Raw genomic sequence first — 16,528 nt, forward strand, 5'->3', positions numbered from 1 at the left:
CTGTACCGGACTGTTCAGCACAGCCGTATTACCCGGTCCCCTGCCGGTCGAAGTTCATCTCTCCCGGCCACCCTCTGACTGGGTACACCTTCCGCCGGACCGGAACCCCGTCAGCGGTCGAAGAGCCGGCCGAGCAGACCCTTGCGCCGGGGACGATCCATCTTCTCTGAGGACTCCTTGGACTCCGGAGCCCCCAAGCGGTCGCCCTCCGGGCGCGTCAGCCGGGTGACCTCGATCAGTTCTCGACCGCGCAGTTCCAGCAGCCGGTTCGCCACCGCGATCGCCTCGGGCAGGCCTGGCAGTGCCGCGCGGACGGGCACGAACCCGGCCGCCTTGAGGCCGGGCGGCACCGTTCCGGCGTCGAGCCGCCCGGCCCAGTCGGCCGGGGCCAGGTTCAGGAACTCGGTGTCCGACGACGAGCCGGGGCCGGCCCCCTCGCCGTCTGACCTGTCGGGCAAGTCCTGCCCGTCCGCCGTCGGGCCGGAGCCCGCTCGACCGGAGCCCACCGGGTCGACGTCGCCGGGCCCGGACCCCTGCCTCACGAGCAGTGCCGCCAGGCTGTCCGCCCGGTAGGCCGCCCCGGCGTGCTGCTCGTGGTCGAGCAGCACGACCTGACCCACGTGGCCGTTCGGCCCCGGCGCGAGGTCGGCGGCGAAGACGTTCCCGGCGCCGTCGGTCCCGACCGGGAACCAGAGCGGCGAACCGATCGCGGCCTGCACCCGTCCCGCGGGATCGGCCGGCGCCGAGGTGTCGGCGTCGGCGGTCCAGGTACTGAAGCGGGCCGCGGGCAGGAACGCCTCGCGGAGAAAGCTCCCGCGCAGCGGCACGATCTCGAACCCGCTGAACCCGCCCTGCTCGGCCGCGAGGCTCAGGTTGCCCGATCCGGCCGCCGCGTACAGCGCCCGCACCTCGTCCGGCAGCCGTGCGCCGTCGGGCAGTGCGCCCTCGGCGGCGGCGATCTCGTCGGGCGCCGCGCCGACGGCGTCGGGCATCCGCTCGGCGATCAGCCGGGTCACGGCGTCCGGGTCGGCCGACGCCGCGGCTGCGCCGTCGGGCGGCGGCGAGATCGTCTCCCGGTACCGCGCCGGCAGCGCGCCGGGCTCCAGCACCACCTCGAGCACCGGCGTGACCGGCCCCGACACGACCGAGGCCGGCAGATCGACGAGCTCGACCACGTCGTCGGCGGGGCGCGGCCCGGCGACGACCCGCACCGTCTGCCCGGCGTCGGGCGAGAGGTCCGCGATCGCGCGGAGGGCATCGTCCAGCTCGGCCTTGGGCCCGCGCCCGCCGGTCCGGGCTGCCTCCCGCGCAGCCTCGCGGTAGTGCGCGCGCCGGGCGTCGGCATCGCCGTCGTCCAGGTAGGACCCGTCCCACGCGCCGCCGCCCACGGTCCCGGCGAACTCGCTGACGTCCGTCCCGGGCGGTGCCGACCTGCGCAACGCGTCGACGAACGGTTCCCAGGTCTGCCACTCGGTGAGGCTCACGATCCACATGATGCCTGCTCCTGCTGGGCGTGTCGGCCCGACGTTCCGTAGACTCCAGCCATGGCCGAGGTGAGGGTCTTTGCCGGTACCGGGGGGCAGCGTTTCGCTCGGGAGATGTGCGCCGATCTCGACGTCCCGCTGAGCCCGATCAACATCCAGCGCTTCGCGAACGACTGCCTGCAGGTCCAGCTCATGGAGAACTGCCGCGAGCGCGACGTCTACCTCGTGCAGCCCGTGGTGCGTCCCGCCCAGGAGAGCCTGATGGAGCTCCTGCTGATGATCGACGCCGCCAAGGGCGCGTCGGCCGCCCGGATCACCGCCGTCATGCCGCACTTCGCGTACGCGCGCTCGGACAAGAAGGACGCGCCGCGCATCTCGATCGGCGGCCGCCTCGTCGCGGACCTCCTGGAGACGGCGGGCGTGAACCGCATCCTCACGATGACGCTGCACGCGCCGCAGGTACACGCGTTCTTCCGCGTGCCGACCGACCAGCTCAACGCGCTGCGCGAGCTCGCGGCGCACTTCCTGCCGAGCGACCTGTCCAAGGCCACTGTGGTCTCCCCCGACCTGGGTAACGCGAAGAGCGCGTCGGCGTTCGCGAAGATGCTCGGGGTTCCGGTCGCGGCGGCCGCGAAGGAGCGGTTCGACGGTGACCGCGTCGTGATCACGTCCCTGATCGGCGACGTCACCGGCCGCGACATCATCGTGCTCGACGACGAGATCGCCAACGGGTCCACGATCCTGGCGATCCTCGACCTGCTCCGTGAGCACGGCGCGCGCAGCGTCCGGATCGCCTGCACGCACGGCATCTTCGCCAACGACGCCGCGCACCGCATCGCGGCCGACCCCGACGTCGTCGAGATCGTCACGACCAACACGGTGCCGTCGACGGGCCTGCTGGCGCACGACAAGCTGTCGGTGATCAGCGTGGCCCCGGCCTTCGCGGAGGCGGTCCGCCGGATCCACAGCGGCGAGTCGGTCAGCGCCCTCTTCGACCCGACGCACGTCTAGTCCCGCTCGGCCCACCACTTCTTGAGCTCCTCGGCGGCGACGTCCTCGCCCAGCGGACCGCGCTCCATGCGCAGGCCCAGCAGGTACTTGTAGGCCTCGCCGACGGCGCGCGACGGCGAGATCCCGAGGATCTCCATGATCTGGGTCCCGTCGAGGTCCGGCCGGATCGCGTCGATCTCCTCCTGCTCGCGCAGCGCCGCGATGCGGTTCTCCAGGTCGGTGTACGCGTCGGACAGGCGCTTGGCCTTGCGCTTGTTGCGCGTGGTCGAGTCGGCGCGGGTGAGCCGGTGCAGCCGCTCGAGGAGCGGGCCGGCGTCGGTCACGTAGCGCCGGACGGCGGAGTCGGTCCACGCGCCGTCGCCGTACCCGTGGAACCGCAGGTGCAGCTCGACGAGCCGCGACACGTCCTTGACCACCTGCTTCTCGTACTTGAGCGCTCGGAGCCGCTTGGTGGTGAGCTTGGCGCCGACCACCTCGTGGTGGTGGAAGCTCACGCCGCCGCCGGACTCGAAGCGGCGCGTGGCCGGCTTGCCGATGTCGTGCAGCAGGGCGGCGAGGCGGAGCACCAGGTCCGGCGCGGGCACCGCGCCGTCGGCACCGGTCTCCTGCGCGATCGCCTGGTCGAGCACGGTGAGCGAGTGCTGGTAGACGTCCTTGTGCCGGTGGTGCTCGTCGATCTCGAGCTGGAGGGCCGGCAGCTCGGGCAGCACCTGTTCGGCGAGGCCGGTGTCGACCAGCACCTCCAGGCCCGCGCGCGGGTTGTCGCTCAGGATCAGCTTGGTGATCTCCGCCTGGACCCGCTCGGCCGACACGATCTCGATCCGCTCGGCCATCGCGACCAGTGCGGCGAGCGTTCCTGGTTCCACGTGAAACGACAGCTGGGCCGCGAACCGCGCGGCGCGCATCATGCGCAGCGGGTCGTCGTCGAACGAACGCTCGGGCGCGATCGGGGTGCGGAGCACGCCGGCGGCAAGGTCGCTCAGGCCGTTGAACGGGTCGACGAAGGTGAGGTCGGGTACGCGGACCGCCATCGCGTTCACGGTGAAGTCGCGCCGGGACAGGTCGCCGTCGAGGTTGTCGCCGAACTCGACGAGCGGCTTGCGGGACGCCGGGTCGTACTTGTCGGTGCGGTACGTCGTCACCTCGACCACGACGTCGCCCCGGCGCGCGCCGATCGTGCCGAACTCCTTGCCGATGTCCCAGTGCGCGTCGCCCCACCGGGCGAGGATCCGCTGCGTCTGGTCGGGCGAGGCCGACGTCGCGAAGTCGAGGTCGTTGCTCGTCCGGCCGAGGAAGGCGTCACGGACCGGACCGCCGACGAGCGACAGCTCGTGTCCGGCGGCGCGGAACTGCTCGCCCAGCTCGAGCGCGGCGGGCGCCATCTCGGTCAGCACGCCGAGCGCACGGCGCAACAGATCCTGTTCAGGGGTAGACACAGCCCAAGATTCTCCCAGACCCGGCACGGCCCCACTCACCGAGGTTCACGCCCTGCACCCGAGCGGCAACTGCGAGGCCCCGTGCCGGCCCCGCCGCACCGTCATGCGAACATGGTGCGGACGGGCCGGGGCGACCCGGTGCCCGAAACCGCCCGCACCCCGCGCCTGACCAGATCAAGGGTGGTCAGTCGGTAGTGTTGGGGCATGTCCACCCCTGTTCCGGCGAGCGACCGTCCAGACGGTCGCCCGGAGGTGCCCACGCCGCCCGGCGGAGCACCGCTGCGGGTGAATCCTGCCCGGCGTGCCGCCGCGACGAGCGCCCCGGTCCATCTGCCGATCGTGGACGAGACGTCGGCGGGCGGGCTCGTCCTGCGCGCCGAGTCCGACCGGCCCGAGGAGTTCAGCGCCGCGGTGCTGCTGCGCCGCAACCGCACGGGCCGCCTGGAGTGGTGCCTCCCCAAGGGGCACCTCGAGGGACGCGAGACGCCGCAGGAGGCCGCGATTCGCGAGATCCGCGAGGAGACCGGGATCCGCGGCTCGATCCAGGCCGAGCTCGGCGTGATCGACTACTGGTTCACCGGTGAGGACCGGCGGGTGCACAAGGTGGTGCACCATTACCTCTTGCGCGCGGAAGGCGGTCACCTGACCGTGGAGAACGATCCGGACGGCGAAGCCGAGGACGCTCTCTGGGTCAGGGTCGACCAGCTCGCCGAGCGTTTGTCGTACCCGAACGAGCAGCGACTGGCCGCGGCCGCCCTGGATCTCCTCGTGTCGTCGAGGAACCTCCGGGACGCACTGCGCGCCGACGCCTTCCCCACGGAGCGCCCAGACCTGCCATGACGCAGCACGCCGACCTCTCCCGCAGTCCCGCCCGCAGCCGGGCGGCCCGCCGTACCGGCGCGCTCGGCGCCGTGCTCCTGGCGGGCGCGGTGCTCGTCGGGTCCGCGCTGCCCCCGGCAGCGGCCACCGGTCCGACGGCGGCACGCACCCCCGCGGACACCGCCGCCGCCCAGCCACTCGCCACGACTTCCTCCGCCGCCGCCGGGTCGCTCGACGTCGCCGTCACCGACATCTCGCACCCCGTCTCGCACCCGGGGGACGAGGTGACCATCCGCGCGAAGGTCACCAACACGAGCGACGCCACGGTGTCCGACGCGGTGGCCCAGCTGACCATCGACTACGTGGCGATCACCTCGCGCACGGAGATCGACGAGTGGACCACGGCCGACCTGCTCGACCCGGTCCGGGGCAACCCCATACCGAGGACGATCGGCGACCTCGCGCCGGGCGCGTCCAAGAACGTCTCGTTCACCTACGACCCCGGTGCCCAGACCTTCCGCGGCTTCGGCGCGCGCAAGCTCGCCGTCGCCGCCGGCGACGCCACGGGTCGCCTGGGCATCGCGCGCTCGTTCCTCGTGTACGACGCCGACGGCCTGGAGCGGGAGCCCATGCAGGTCAGCGTCCTCGCCGCGGTCACGAGCCCCGCCATCGACCCGGCCGACCCGAGCACCGCCGAGCTGGAGCTGGCCCAGCAGGCCGCCTCCGGCCAGCGGCTCGACGGCGTGCTGCAGGTCGCGGAGAGCACGAAGCTCTCGCTGGCGATCGACCCCGACACCATCGGCGTGGCCGCGAAGTCGGACGACCCGGCGCTCATCGAGTGGTCCGAGCGCATGACCGCGGCCGCCGCGAGCACCACCACGTACACCCTCCCCAGCCACGACCCCGACCTCGCGGCGCTCGCCCACGCGAACGTGCGCACCACCGGCGCGCGCAGCTTCCTCCAGGCGCCGCGCCGCGGGAACTGGGAGGTGCCGGAGTCATGGCGGGGCAACCTGTCCTGGCCTGCGGACGGCGTCGTGCCCGACGTCGAGACCGTCGGCCTCGGGGTCGCGGCGAAGCGCGGGCACGTCGTCGTCGGCAGCGGCGGACTCGCCTACGAGGGCACCGGCACCGTGACGGGCCGGGCGGACGTCCGCACGCCGTCCGGCACGGCACGCGCGGTGGTGGCCGACACCGACCTCACGCGCGCCTTCCTCGCCGCCACCGATCTGTCGGGCGCGGACACCGAGACGTCCGCGGAGAGCTCCGCCTCCACGGCGGCCGCCGCCACCGTGTCCACCCCGACCGAGGGCGCGCAGCGGCTCCTCGCGGAGACGGCCGCCCTCGTCACCCAGACGCCGAACGACCCGCCGTCGCTGGCCATCGTCGCGCCGCGGACCTGGACGCCCGACGCCGAGGGCGCGACCGAGATCCTGAACGAGCTCGACGCGGCGGGCTGGGTCGACGTCACGACCATCGACACGCTGTTCGCGCAGGACGCCCCGGACGTGGCCCGCACCGCGCTGTCGAAGCGCACCGTGGCCAAGGCCGAGCTCGGCGCGACGAACGTCGCAGCCCTGGAGCGGGCGCGCGACGCCGTCGTCACGTTCTCGTCGGTCGCCGTCGACCACTCCTCCCAGATCTGGCGACCGGGTGTCACCCGCCTGATCGCCCCGCTCGCCGTCGCGCACCGGGCCGACACCGGGCTCCGGGAGGCGCTCGTCAAGCAGACCCTGGAGGCGTCGAACGCGCTCACGCAGCAGTCCGTGACCGTGGTGCCGCGCCAGGACGTCAACTTCATCACGGACAAGGGCAACATCCCGGTGCGCGTCCGCAACACGCTCGGCGTCGACGCGACGGTCACCGTGGTGCTGCGCCCCGACCACCCGCGACTGACCGTGGACGCACGCAGCACCGAGGTCATCCCGGCGGGCCAGGAGATCGACGTCCAGGTCCCGGTGCGAGCCATCGGCTCGGGCGACGTCGCCGTGACCGCCCAGGTGCTCACCCCGACCGGCGCCAAGATCAGCGACGACTCGTCGTTCCAGGTCCGCGTGCGCGCGGGCTGGGAGGAGCTCGGCACCTGGATCGCCGCCGGCCTCGTCGCGCTGCTGTTCCTGGCCGGGATCTGGCGCACGGTCCGTCGCGGGCGTTCCCCGTACCGTGCCACCAGCAAGGACGTCGAGGAGGCCACCGGTACGGCCCCTGAGGCGCCGGAGACCACCCGGGCGGCGACGGCGGACTCCGTGGCCGCTCGGGCAGAGTAGTGTTTCGGCCGCCGCACACGTCTGCCGAACAGCGCCGGGCAGGGGCCCAGACCATGGGAGTAGTCGCTTGACCCAGGAGAACGCCGTGACCGCACCGACCGACCCCGCGTCGGATCCCAGCGCCGAGGCCGCGGGCGGGCCGGGTACGCCCGCGACGCCCCCGTCGTCGACCAGCAGCCTGGGACGCAACTCGATCGTGATGGCGGCCGGCACGGCCGCGTCCCGCCTCGGTGGCCTGGTCCGCAACATGATGCTGGTGGCCGCGATCGGTTCCGCCGGCACGGTTGCGAACGCGTTCGACGTCGCGAACAAGCTGCCCAACGTCCTGTTCGCGATCCTGGCGGGCGGCATGCTGAACGCCGTGCTGGTGCCGCAGATCGTCAAGGCGTTCCGCGCGCACAACGCGCAGGAGCGCGTCGACAAGCTGCTCACCGTCTCGGCCGTCGGCATCCTCGCCATCACCGCCGTCCTCACCGGCGCCGCGGCGTGGGTCGTCATGCTCTACACGGACGGCTGGTCGGCCGAGCAGCTCGCGCTGGGCACCGTCTTCGCGTACTGGTGCATCCCCCAGCTCTTCTTCTACGGCCTGTACACACTGCTCGGCCAGGTGCTGAACGCGCGCGAGCAGTTCGGTCCGTTCATGTGGGCTCCGGTGGCCAACAACGTGGTCTCGGTGCTCGGCTTCGCCGTGTTCCTGATCGTGTTCGGCGGCGCCCCCGACACCGGCATCAACGACCTCTCCGAGTGGAACACCCCGCGCACGATCCTGCTGGCCGGCACGGCCACGCTCGGCATCGTGGCGCAGGCCCTCGTGCTGCTCGTGCCGCTGCTGCGCTCCGGCTTCCGCTGGAACCTCCGCCTGGGCCTGCGGGGCATCGGCCTGCGCTCGGCCGGGGGCGTCGCCCTGTGGACGTTCGCGGCCGTGGTCCTGGAGCAGGCGGGTGTCCTCTACCTGACCCGGGTCGCGGCCGAGGCCGGCAACGCGGGCGACGCCGTCGCGGGCAACGCGTCCTACACCCAGGCGCTCCTGATCTACCTGCTGCCCCACTCCCTGGTCACGGTCTCCATCGCGACGGCACTGTTCACGGGCATCAGCAAGGCCGCCCAGGCGGGCGACACCGACCGGGTCCGGTCCGACCTGTCCCTGGGCCTGCGCACCATCGGCGTCTTCACCGTGTTCGCCACCGCGGCCCTCGTGGTGCTGGCCGGGCCGGCCACGGCGTTCATCGTCCCGACCGCGGGCGAGCAGGGTACGGCGCTCATCGCGCCCGTCCTGGTCGCGCTGTCGTTCGGGCTGGTGCCGCTCGGCGGCATGGCGCTCATGAAGTGGGTCTTCTACGCCTACGAGGACGGCCGCTCCGTCTTCTGGATCACCGTCCCGTCGACGGTCGCCCTCGTGGCCGGCCTGGTCGCGGCGCAGGTCTGGCTGCCGGTCGAGCTCTGGGTCATCGCGGCCGGCGGTGCCTACGCCCTGTCGAACTGGATCACGGTGCTGCTGCGCACCGGTGGCCTCAAGCGCAAGCTCGGCGGGCGGCTCGACGGCGGGCGCATCTTCGTCCTGCACGCCAAGACGGTGCTCGCCGCGGCGGTCGCCGGGGGCGCCGGGTGGGGCGTCTACCAGCTCGTCGGCGGTTTCGACGTGCTGACGTTCGGCAAGGGCTGGGTGCTCACGATGCTCAGCGGGCTCTGGGTGACGGCGCTCTGCGGCCTGGTCATGCTCGCCGTCTACGTGCTGCTCCTGCGCCTGCTGCGCGTCGAGGAGCTCAACGGGCTGCTCGGCCCGGTCCTCGCACGCCTGCGGCGCTGATCCGCCCCGCCGTCGTACACACCGCCGTCGTACCGGAAGCGCAGCCCGCGCGCGCGGGCTGCGCTTTCGTACATACGGACGATGCTTCGGCGGGTGGGCAACGGTTCCGCGTAGCATGGCGACGGTGCGTGACGGTCGTGGTCACGTACCTGCTACTGTCCCCCGACCGAGCAAGGAGGTCCGCGTGAGCACTGTCGAGCCTGGCACCGTGCTGGTCGAGAGATACCGACTGCGCCAGCAGGCGTCCACCGACCTTGCCGCGGCGACCGCCTGGGAGGCGCACGACCTGATCCTGGACCGCGAGGTCCGCGTCACCCTCGTGACCGGGCCTTATACCGGTGACGCCCTGGACGCCGCCCGGCGTGCGGCACTCGTGACCGACCCCCGCCTGGTCCGCGTGCTCGACGCCGGATCCGACTCCGACGGCCGCAAGTACGTGGTCACCGAGCCCTATACCGGCACCACGCTGACCGAGATCATCTCGAGCGGCCTCGTGGACGGGCAGCAGGCCCGTGCGATCGTCGGCGAGGCGGCCACCGCCCTCGGCGTGGCGCACACCCGCGGCGTGCACCACGCCGCGCTCCGCCCGGAGGCCGTGCGGGTCGACGGTCACCAGGTCCGCGTCACGGGCCTCGGGCTCGACGGCGGCCTCGCCTCGGGCGACACGCTCAACGTCAAGCCGGCGGAGCTCGACGCCCAGGGCCTCGTGGCGCTCCTCTACTACGCGATGACGGCGCGCTGGCCCGGCCAGGACCTCGAGGCCGACTGGATCGCGAAGGACACCCTGATCCCGCTGCCCGCGCAGCTCGACGACTCCGGCGCCGTGGCGCCTCTTTCCAGCTTGGTCCCGCACGTGGACACCGAGATCGACGCCCTGGTGGCCCGGACGTTCGACACGTCCGGCGGCACCGAGGGGCCGAAGAACCCCGACGACGTGACCGCGGCTCTCCAGCCGTGGGGAGAGGTTTCCGTAGTGGCATCGCTGCCTGGATTCGTGCAGCCCGAGCCGGAGGAGCCGCGGCGGCAGTCCATCGCCGAGGCTTTCGGAGGCGAAGGAGTTCCGCCCGCGCGGCGCCCCGTCACCGGCCGGATCGCACGTACCGACGAGACAATGGCCATGGGAGCGGGCGGCAGTGTGCCCGCCGGCTATCCCGAGCCCCAGAACGACTACACCTACGAACCGCAGGCCTACGGCCAGCACGCGCCCGTGCCTCCCCCGCCGCCCGAGGCGGCTCCGGCCGGCTACCCGCCGGCGGGCTACGACCAGTACGGCCAGCCCGTCGCACAGGCCCAGCCCGGCTACGACCAGGCGCAGTACGCGCAGCAGCAGCCGCAGCAATACCCCCCGCAGTCCTACGCGCCGGGCGGCTACGACCCCAACACCGGCGGCTACTACGAGCAGGACGGCGGGTTCGCCACCCAGCCCGCGCCCAAGCGCGGCGGCGTCAACCCGACGCCGATCGTGCTCGGCCTCGTCGGCGTGGCCGTCGTGGCGGGCCTCATCTGGGCCATCAACGCCGTCCTCTCGCCGACCCCGGACGTGATCGCCGACGCGACGCCGTCGCCGACGGTCTCCACCTCCGCGGGCGCGGACGGAGGCAGCAGCGAGCCGTCGGCGCCCACCGAGACCGAGGCGCGTCCGGTGATCGACTCCGGGACGCTCCTGGGTGAGCTCGACTGGGAGGGCAGCACGCTGGACCACCCCGAGGCGGTCGAGCGGGCCTTCGACACTGACCCGGCGACGTTCTACTTCACGACGACCTACCAGCGGGCGGCGTTCGGTGGGTTCAAGGACTTCCTCGGCATGGAGCTGCGGCTCCGCGAGCCGGCGTCGGTCTCCAAGATCGAGCTGCTCACCAACACCCCCGGTGGCAAGGTGCAGATCCTCAAGGGCGGCGAGGGCGGCGAGGTGCTCGCCGAGGGCACCTTCGCGGAGACCACCACCTTCGAGCTCCCGGAGCCCGTCGTGAGCGACTCGTTCACGATCTGGGTCACCGAGCTGCCGCAGGTCTCCGACGGTTTCCGGCTCGAGCTGAGCGAGGTCGTGCTGAGCTGACCAACGGTCGTCACCGACGACCACGAGCACTACGGAACGCCGGCGGGTCCGAACCACATCATGTCGATGGTTCGTTCCCGCCGGCGTTCTTTCGTGACAGGATCGGCTCGGATACCGGACGCATCGACGAATGTCGATGCAGTGTGGTGAGATTCACGTCCACGACCGAGCCGTGCCGGGCGCGGGCTGGAACACTGGGACCCGCTCGCGTGTTGTTGCGTGTGCCCATGGAACTCGAGGAGAACACCTTGACCGAACAGACCACCGCTCCGGCCGCCGGCACGACCGACGCCCCCGTGCTCGACGTCGTCATCGTCGGGTCCGGCCCCGCGGGCTACACCGCGGCCATCTACGCGGCTCGTGCCGGCTTCGCGCCCGTGGTCATCGCGGGTTCGGTCACCGCGGGCGGCGCGCTGATGAACACCACCGAGGTCGAGAACTTCCCCGGCTTCCCCGCCGGCATCCAGGGCCCTGACCTGATGGAGGCCATGCGGGAGCAGGCCGAGAAGTTCGGCGCCAAGGTCGTCTGGGACGACGCGGAGCAGGTCGAGCTGACCGGCGACGTCAAGACGATCGTGACGGGCGGCGGCGACACCTACCGCGCCCGCTCCGTGATCCTGTCGACCGGTTCGGCGTACCGCGAGCTGGGCCTGCCCGACGAGAAGCGGCTCTCCGGCCGCGGCGTCTCGTGGTGCGCCACCTGTGACGGTTTCTTCTTCCGCGACCAGGACATCGCCGTCGTCGGCGGTGGCGACTCCGCGATGGAGGAGGCGACGTTCCTGACCCGGTTCGCCTCGAAGGTGACCGTGGTGCACCGCCGCGACGACCTGCGCGCCTCGAAGATCATGGCGGAGCGCGCCACCGCGGACCCGAAGATCGAGTTCGCGTGGAACAGCGAGATCGCCGGCATCACGGGTGACAACAAGGTCTCCGGGCTCAGCCTGCGCGACACCGTCACCGGCGAGGTCCGGGACCTGGACGCGACGGGCCTGTTTGTCGCGATCGGTCACGAGCCCCGCACCGACCTGGTCAAGGGCCAGGTCGACCTCGACGAGAACGGCTACATCCTCGTGGAGGGCCGGAGCACCCGCACCAACCTTTCCGGCGTCTTCGCCTGCGGCGACGCCGTCGACCACACCTACCGCCAGGCGATCACGGCCGCCGGCTCGGGCTGCTCCGCGGCGCTCGACGCCCAGGCGTTCCTCGACTCGCTGAACGACTGATCTCCGGCCGGCTACCACCGGCCCGCCCCACTCGGCCCCCGCGGGGCCATGAACAAGGAGATGCTGGATGAGCACCATCAAGGTCACCGACGACACCTTCAAGACCGAGGTCCTCGACTCTGACATTCCTGTCTTCGTCGACTTCTGGGCTACCTGGTGCGGCCCGTGTCGCATGGTCGCGCCCATCCTCGAGGAGCTTTCCGACGAGTACGAGGGCAAGATCAAGATCGTCAAGATCGACACCGACGAGAACCGTCAGACCGCGATGGACTACGGCATCGTCTCGATCCCGACGCTCAACGTCTACAAGGGCGGCGAGGTCGTGAAGTCGATCATCGGCGCCCGTCCGAAGCGCGCGCTGACCGAGGAGATCGACGAGGTCCTCGCGGGCTGACCGCCCGCCGCCGCATCACCGAGCGCGTGTCCGGCCCACCCGAAACCGGGTGCGGCACCGGGCACGCGCTCTTCGTTCACCCTGGTGCGAAGCCCGGCCCCCGCCGGGGGGCCGCGGAGTCTCACCGTTTCGCTACGAACGGGTACTGGGTCGAGCACACGGTGCGTGCGAGACTGGCGTGCGTGAACGAGCTTCCCGAGACTGCCGGTAACCGCCTCGACCCGTGGTTCGGTTCGTACGCGGCGCGAGCGCACGGCATGCGCGCCTCGGAGATCCGAGCGCTCTTCTCGGTGGCCAACCGCCCCGAGGTCGTGTCACTGGCGGGCGGGATGCCGTACCTCGAGGGCCTGCCGCTCGACGTCATCGCCGACACGATGCAGCGCCTCATCGCCACCAAGGGCACGACGGCGCTCCAGTACGGCTCGGGCCAGGGCGAGGAGGTGCTCCGCGAGCACATCACCCAGGTCGTCGCCCTCGAAGGCGTCTCCGCCCATCCCGACGACGTCGTGGTCACCACCGGCTCGCAGTCCGCGCTCGACCTCGTGACCCGCATCTTCGTGGACCCGGGCGACGTGGTGATCGCGGAGGCGCCGTCGTACGTGGGTGCGCTGGGGGTCTTCCGGTCGTACCAGGCCGACGTCGTCCAGGTGCCGCTCGACGCGGACGGCCTGGTCCCGGCGGAGCTCGACGCCACGCTGACCCGCCTGGCGGCCGAGGGCCGCCGCGTGAAGTTCCTCTACACCGTCCCGACCTTCCAGAACCCGGCCGGCGTCTCGCTCTCCGCCGAGCGACGCCCTCAGATCCTGGAGATCTGTCGCCGGCACGGCGTGCTCGTGGTGGAGGACAACCCGTACGGACTGCTCGGGTTCGACACCGAGCCGATGCCCGCGCTGCGCTCCTACGACACCGACGGCGTGCTGTACCTCGGCTCGTTCTCCAAGACCTTCGCCCCGGGTTACCGCGTCGGCTTCGTCATCGCACCGCACGCGGTACGCGACAAGCTCGTGCTCGCCAGCGAGTCCGCGGTCCTGTCCCCGTCGAACGCCTCCCAGCTCGCCGTGGCGACGTACCTGGAGACGTGCGACTGGAAGGCCCAGATCAAGGCGTACCGCGAGACGTACCGCGAACGACGCGACGCCCTCGTGGGGGCGCTCGGCGAGTACCTGCCCAGCGCGTCGTGGAACGTGCCGAAGGGCGGTTTCTTCGTGTGGGTGCGGCTCCCGGAGGGCCTCGACGCGCGGGCGATGCTGCCCCGCGCCGTCACCGCCCGCGTCGCGTACGTCCCGGGCACCGCCTTCTACTACGACGGCAGCGGCTCCGACCACATGCGCCTGTCGTTCTGCTTCCCCACCCCGGAACGCATCCGGGAGGGTGTGCGGCGGCTGGCCGGCGTCGTCAACGGCGAGTCCGAGCTGGTGCAGATCTTCGGCACCGCCGCACAGCCCGGCACCGACACGGACGACGTCGAAGGCCCCGCTCCCGACCTGGCGTGAGCCTCTCCCGTGTCAGACCCGCAGGTCACCCCGGTGATCTGGGGGTCTGACACGATGGCAGCTGACCGTTCTCCCCTCCCGACCGAGTGAGTCCTCGATGACCAGTCCCACCCCTGTCCCGACCGAGCCGGCCGCGCCAGGCGCGCCGCTCGCCCCCGAGCCGCACGACGCCGGGCGCCGCTCGCCCCTGGTGGTCGTCCTCGCCGGCGGACTGTCGCACGAGCGGGACGTCTCCCTGCGCTCCGGGCGCCGGGTCGCCGAGGCGCTGCGCGCCACCGGCCTGGAGGTCCTGCTGCACGACGTCGACGCCGACCTCCTGTCGTTCCTGCGCACGACCCGGCCCGACGTCGTCTGGCCGCTGCTGCACGGCGCCTCCGGTGAGGACGGCTCCGTTCGCGACGTGCTCGACATGGCCGGACTGCCCTACGTCGGCACGGGCCCGCGCGCGAGCCGCGTCGTCTGGAACAAGCCGATCTCCAAGGCCGCGCTGCTCGACGCCGGGCTCGCGACGCCCGACTACGTGACGCTCCCCCAGAGCCTGTTCCGGGATCTCGGCGCGCGACCGGTGCTCGACACGATCCTGCGGCGCATCGGTCTTCCCCTGGTGGTCAAGCCCACCGAGGGTGGCTCCGCGCTCGGTGTCACCGTCGTGACCCGCGCCGAGGACCTGCCCCGGGCGATGGTGGAGTGCTTCGCGTACGGCGAGACGGCGCTGGTCGAGCGGGCGATCGACGGTGTGGAGCTCGCGGTCAGCGTGATCGAGGGTGCCGACGGTCCCGAAGCCCTCCCCGCGGTGGAGATCGTGGCCGACGGCGGGTACGACTACGCCGCACGCTACGTGGCCGGCGAGACCGAGTTCTTCGCGCCCGCCCGGCTCACCCCGGAGCAGGCGGAGCTGGTGTCGGACGTCGCGGTGCGCGCACACCGCGCTCTGCACCTACGGCATATCTCGCGCACCGACATGATTCTCGACCGGTCCGGCACCGCGCACGTGCTCGAGGTGAATGTCGCGCCAGGTATGACGGAGATGTCGCTTCTGCCCCAGGCGGTCGCCGCGAGCGGGCACGAACTGTCGGCGCTGTACCGAGCGATCGTCGACCGGGCTCTGGTGGCGGCGCGCTAGATCGCGAACACCGCGCGCGGTGCACGGTGCTGACGCGAACGGCTCCGGGCCGGCATCCCTCGTGGGGTGCCGGCCCGGAGCCGTTCGCCTGCGGTTCGCGTCCGTTTCAGTCGTCGGACGACGGCCGGAGCAGACCGCGCTCCTCGGGCGCCATGACGTTGAGGATGCGGTTGAGGTCCTCGACCGAGGCGAACTCGACGGTCATACGGCCCTTGTTCTTGCCGAGCGCCACCTTGACCCGCGTCTCGAAGCGGTCGGAGAGCCGGGTCGCCAGCTCGTCCACCGCCTCGCTGCGCGTCCCGGCCCGCGGCGCCTTGCGCGCCTTGGTGCCGTTGCCGTCAGACTCCGTGAGCATCACGATCTCCTCGGTCGCCCGGACCGAGAGACCTTCCGACACGATCCGCTGTGCGAGCCGCTCGATCTCTGCGCCGTCGCTCAGGCCGAGAAGGGCACGCGCATGGCCGGCCGAGAGCACGCCCGCGGCAACGCGGCGCTGCACCAGCGGGGGCAGCCGCAGGAGGCGCAGGGTGTTGGAGATCTGCGGGCGACTGCGCGCGATCCGATTCGCCAGCTCCTCGTGCGTGCAGTCGAAGTCGTCGAGCAGCTGCCGGTAGGCGGCGGCCTCCTCGAGCGGGTTCAGGTTCGAGCGGTGCAGGTTCTCCAGCAGCGCGTCCCGGAGCATGTCGCCGTCGTCGGTGTCGCGAACGATCGCCGGGATGGTCTCCAGCTCAGCGGCCTGCGTCGCACGCCAGCGGCGCTCGCCCATGATGAGCTCGTACTCGCCCGGGTGGTCCTTGTCCGGGCGGACGACGATCGGCTGGAGAACACCGATCTCCTTGATCGAGTCGACCAGCTCGTCGAGGTCGCCCTCGTCGAAGACCGTGCGCGGCTGCCAGGTGTTGGGCCGGATAGCGGTGACGGGGAGCTCTGCGAACCGCGCACCCGGCACTGGGACCAGATCCGGTGTTTCACGTGAAACGGCTTCGGGTGCGCTCTCCTCCCGGCTGAAGAACGCGTCGTCCAGTGCCGACGCCCCGCTGCCCTCACTCGCCTCGTTGGCGACCGACAGCCGCCCGCTGGCGATCGCGGAGTCCCACTTCACCGTGCTAGGACGAGGCCCCGTGTTCTTGGGCGCGGACTTCTTGTCCGTGACCTGCTCGGGAGCCTGCTCCGTGATCGTGTCGGCCGAGGCGGTGCTCACCGACACATCGTCCGTCAGAGCCACATCAGGAGCAGGACGCTCCTCGACGACGGTTGCGACCGAGCCGCCCAGCACGCTGTCCGCGCCGTCCGACTCCCCAGCTGCGGAAGCCCGCTCGTCCAGCTCCGGACCCGTCGGGATCAGGGCGCCCAGGCCCCGCCCGAGCCCGCGTCGCTTCGCAGTCATCATGTCTCCTCGTCGGTTCCGGTCCGGC

General features: G+C 71.9%; 12 protein-coding genes. 9 read left to right on the forward strand and 3 right to left on the reverse strand.

Translation table 11 applies throughout. From position 1 onward, the window contains the following. Window positions 1-110: 110 nt before the first annotated feature. Window positions 111-1,484 carry an SMI1/KNR4 family protein gene (locus QRN56_RS00700; RefSeq protein ID WP_285100545.1) on the reverse strand — a complete coding sequence of 458 codons (1,374 nt, stop codon included), beginning with the start codon at window positions 1,482-1,484 and terminating at the stop codon, window positions 111-113. A 60-nt stretch (window positions 1,485-1,544) separates the two neighbouring features. Here QRN56_RS00700 and QRN56_RS00705 point away from each other — a divergent pair, with 60 nt between their 5' ends. After that, on the forward strand, window positions 1,545-2,495 hold the full coding sequence (locus QRN56_RS00705; RefSeq protein ID WP_285100546.1) for a ribose-phosphate diphosphokinase: 951 nt from the start codon (window positions 1,545-1,547) through the stop codon (window positions 2,493-2,495). Here QRN56_RS00705 and QRN56_RS00710 read toward each other — a convergent pair. Next, on the reverse strand, window positions 2,492-3,931 hold the full coding sequence (locus QRN56_RS00710) for a CCA tRNA nucleotidyltransferase (protein WP_285100547.1): 1,440 nt from the start codon (window positions 3,929-3,931) through the stop codon (window positions 2,492-2,494). The two genes, QRN56_RS00705 and QRN56_RS00710, sit on opposite strands and share 4 nt — an antisense overlap. A gap of 204 nt (window positions 3,932-4,135) precedes the next feature. Between QRN56_RS00710 and QRN56_RS00715 the strand changes: the two genes are divergently transcribed. From QRN56_RS00715 to QRN56_RS00750, 8 genes are all read left to right on the forward strand, one after another. Then, window positions 4,136-4,771, forward strand: a complete 636-nt coding sequence (locus QRN56_RS00715; RefSeq protein WP_285100548.1) for an NUDIX hydrolase — start codon at window positions 4,136-4,138, stop codon at window positions 4,769-4,771. Then, entirely contained in the window at window positions 4,768-7,017 is a 2,250-nt protein-coding gene (locus QRN56_RS00720) for a DUF6049 family protein (protein WP_285100549.1), read from the forward strand. Before QRN56_RS00715 ends, QRN56_RS00720 begins: the two co-directional genes overlap by 4 nt. Window positions 7,018-7,102: 85 nt before the next feature. Further along, complete coding sequence (gene murJ / locus QRN56_RS00725; protein WP_285100550.1) at window positions 7,103-8,824, forward strand: murein biosynthesis integral membrane protein MurJ; 1,722 nt, start codon at window positions 7,103-7,105, stop codon at window positions 8,822-8,824. A 184-nt stretch (window positions 8,825-9,008) separates the two neighbouring features. Beyond that, complete coding sequence (locus QRN56_RS00730) at window positions 9,009-10,880, forward strand: protein kinase family protein (protein ID WP_285100551.1); 1,872 nt, start codon at window positions 9,009-9,011, stop codon at window positions 10,878-10,880. A 227-nt stretch (window positions 10,881-11,107) separates the two neighbouring features. After that, window positions 11,108-12,103: a thioredoxin-disulfide reductase gene (gene trxB, locus QRN56_RS00735; protein WP_285100552.1), complete on the forward strand. Its 996-nt coding sequence runs from the start codon at window positions 11,108-11,110 to the stop codon at window positions 12,101-12,103. Between the two features lie 67 nt (window positions 12,104-12,170). Next, window positions 12,171-12,497 carry a thioredoxin gene (trxA, locus tag QRN56_RS00740; RefSeq protein WP_182619852.1) on the forward strand — a complete coding sequence of 109 codons (327 nt, stop codon included), beginning with the start codon at window positions 12,171-12,173 and terminating at the stop codon, window positions 12,495-12,497. Between the two features lie 182 nt (window positions 12,498-12,679). Then, window positions 12,680-13,990: an aminotransferase-like domain-containing protein gene (locus tag QRN56_RS00745; RefSeq protein WP_350224546.1), complete on the forward strand. Its 1,311-nt coding sequence runs from the start codon at window positions 12,680-12,682 to the stop codon at window positions 13,988-13,990. 97 nt (window positions 13,991-14,087) lie between these two features. Then, the gene (locus tag QRN56_RS00750) at window positions 14,088-15,113 is read left to right on the forward strand and encodes a D-alanine--D-alanine ligase family protein (RefSeq protein ID WP_285100553.1); all 1,026 of its coding nucleotides are present in this window, start codon (window positions 14,088-14,090) and stop codon (window positions 15,111-15,113) included. A gap of 106 nt (window positions 15,114-15,219) precedes the next feature. Here QRN56_RS00750 and QRN56_RS00755 read toward each other — a convergent pair whose 3' ends face one another. After that, on the reverse strand, window positions 15,220-16,500 hold the full coding sequence (locus QRN56_RS00755) for a ParB/RepB/Spo0J family partition protein (protein WP_285100554.1): 1,281 nt from the start codon (window positions 16,498-16,500) through the stop codon (window positions 15,220-15,222). Window positions 16,501-16,528: the final 28 nt, after the last annotated feature.

This window comes from Promicromonospora sp. MEB111, from assembly GCF_030209445.1.
GTDB lineage: Bacteria > Actinomycetota > Actinomycetes > Actinomycetales > Cellulomonadaceae > Promicromonospora.

Excerpts from the sequence above, each read along its gene's own strand:
- QRN56_RS00750 (WP_285100553.1), top strand. The coding sequence starts at position 14,088 with ATGACCAGTCCCACCCCTGTCCCGACCGAGCCGGCCGCGCCAGGCGCG.
- trxB (WP_285100552.1), top strand. The coding sequence starts at position 11,108 with ATGGAACTCGAGGAGAACACCTTGACCGAACAGACCACCGCTCCGGCC.
- trxA (WP_182619852.1), top strand. The coding sequence starts at position 12,171 with ATGAGCACCATCAAGGTCACCGACGACACCTTCAAGACCGAGGTCCTC.
- QRN56_RS00720 (WP_285100549.1), top strand. The coding sequence starts at position 4,768 with ATGACGCAGCACGCCGACCTCTCCCGCAGTCCCGCCCGCAGCCGGGCG.
- QRN56_RS00715 (WP_285100548.1), top strand. The coding sequence starts at position 4,136 with ATGTCCACCCCTGTTCCGGCGAGCGACCGTCCAGACGGTCGCCCGGAG.
- QRN56_RS00755 (WP_285100554.1), bottom strand. The coding sequence starts at position 16,500 with ATGACTGCGAAGCGACGCGGGCTCGGGCGGGGCCTGGGCGCCCTGATC.
- QRN56_RS00705 (WP_285100546.1), top strand. The coding sequence starts at position 1,545 with ATGGCCGAGGTGAGGGTCTTTGCCGGTACCGGGGGGCAGCGTTTCGCT.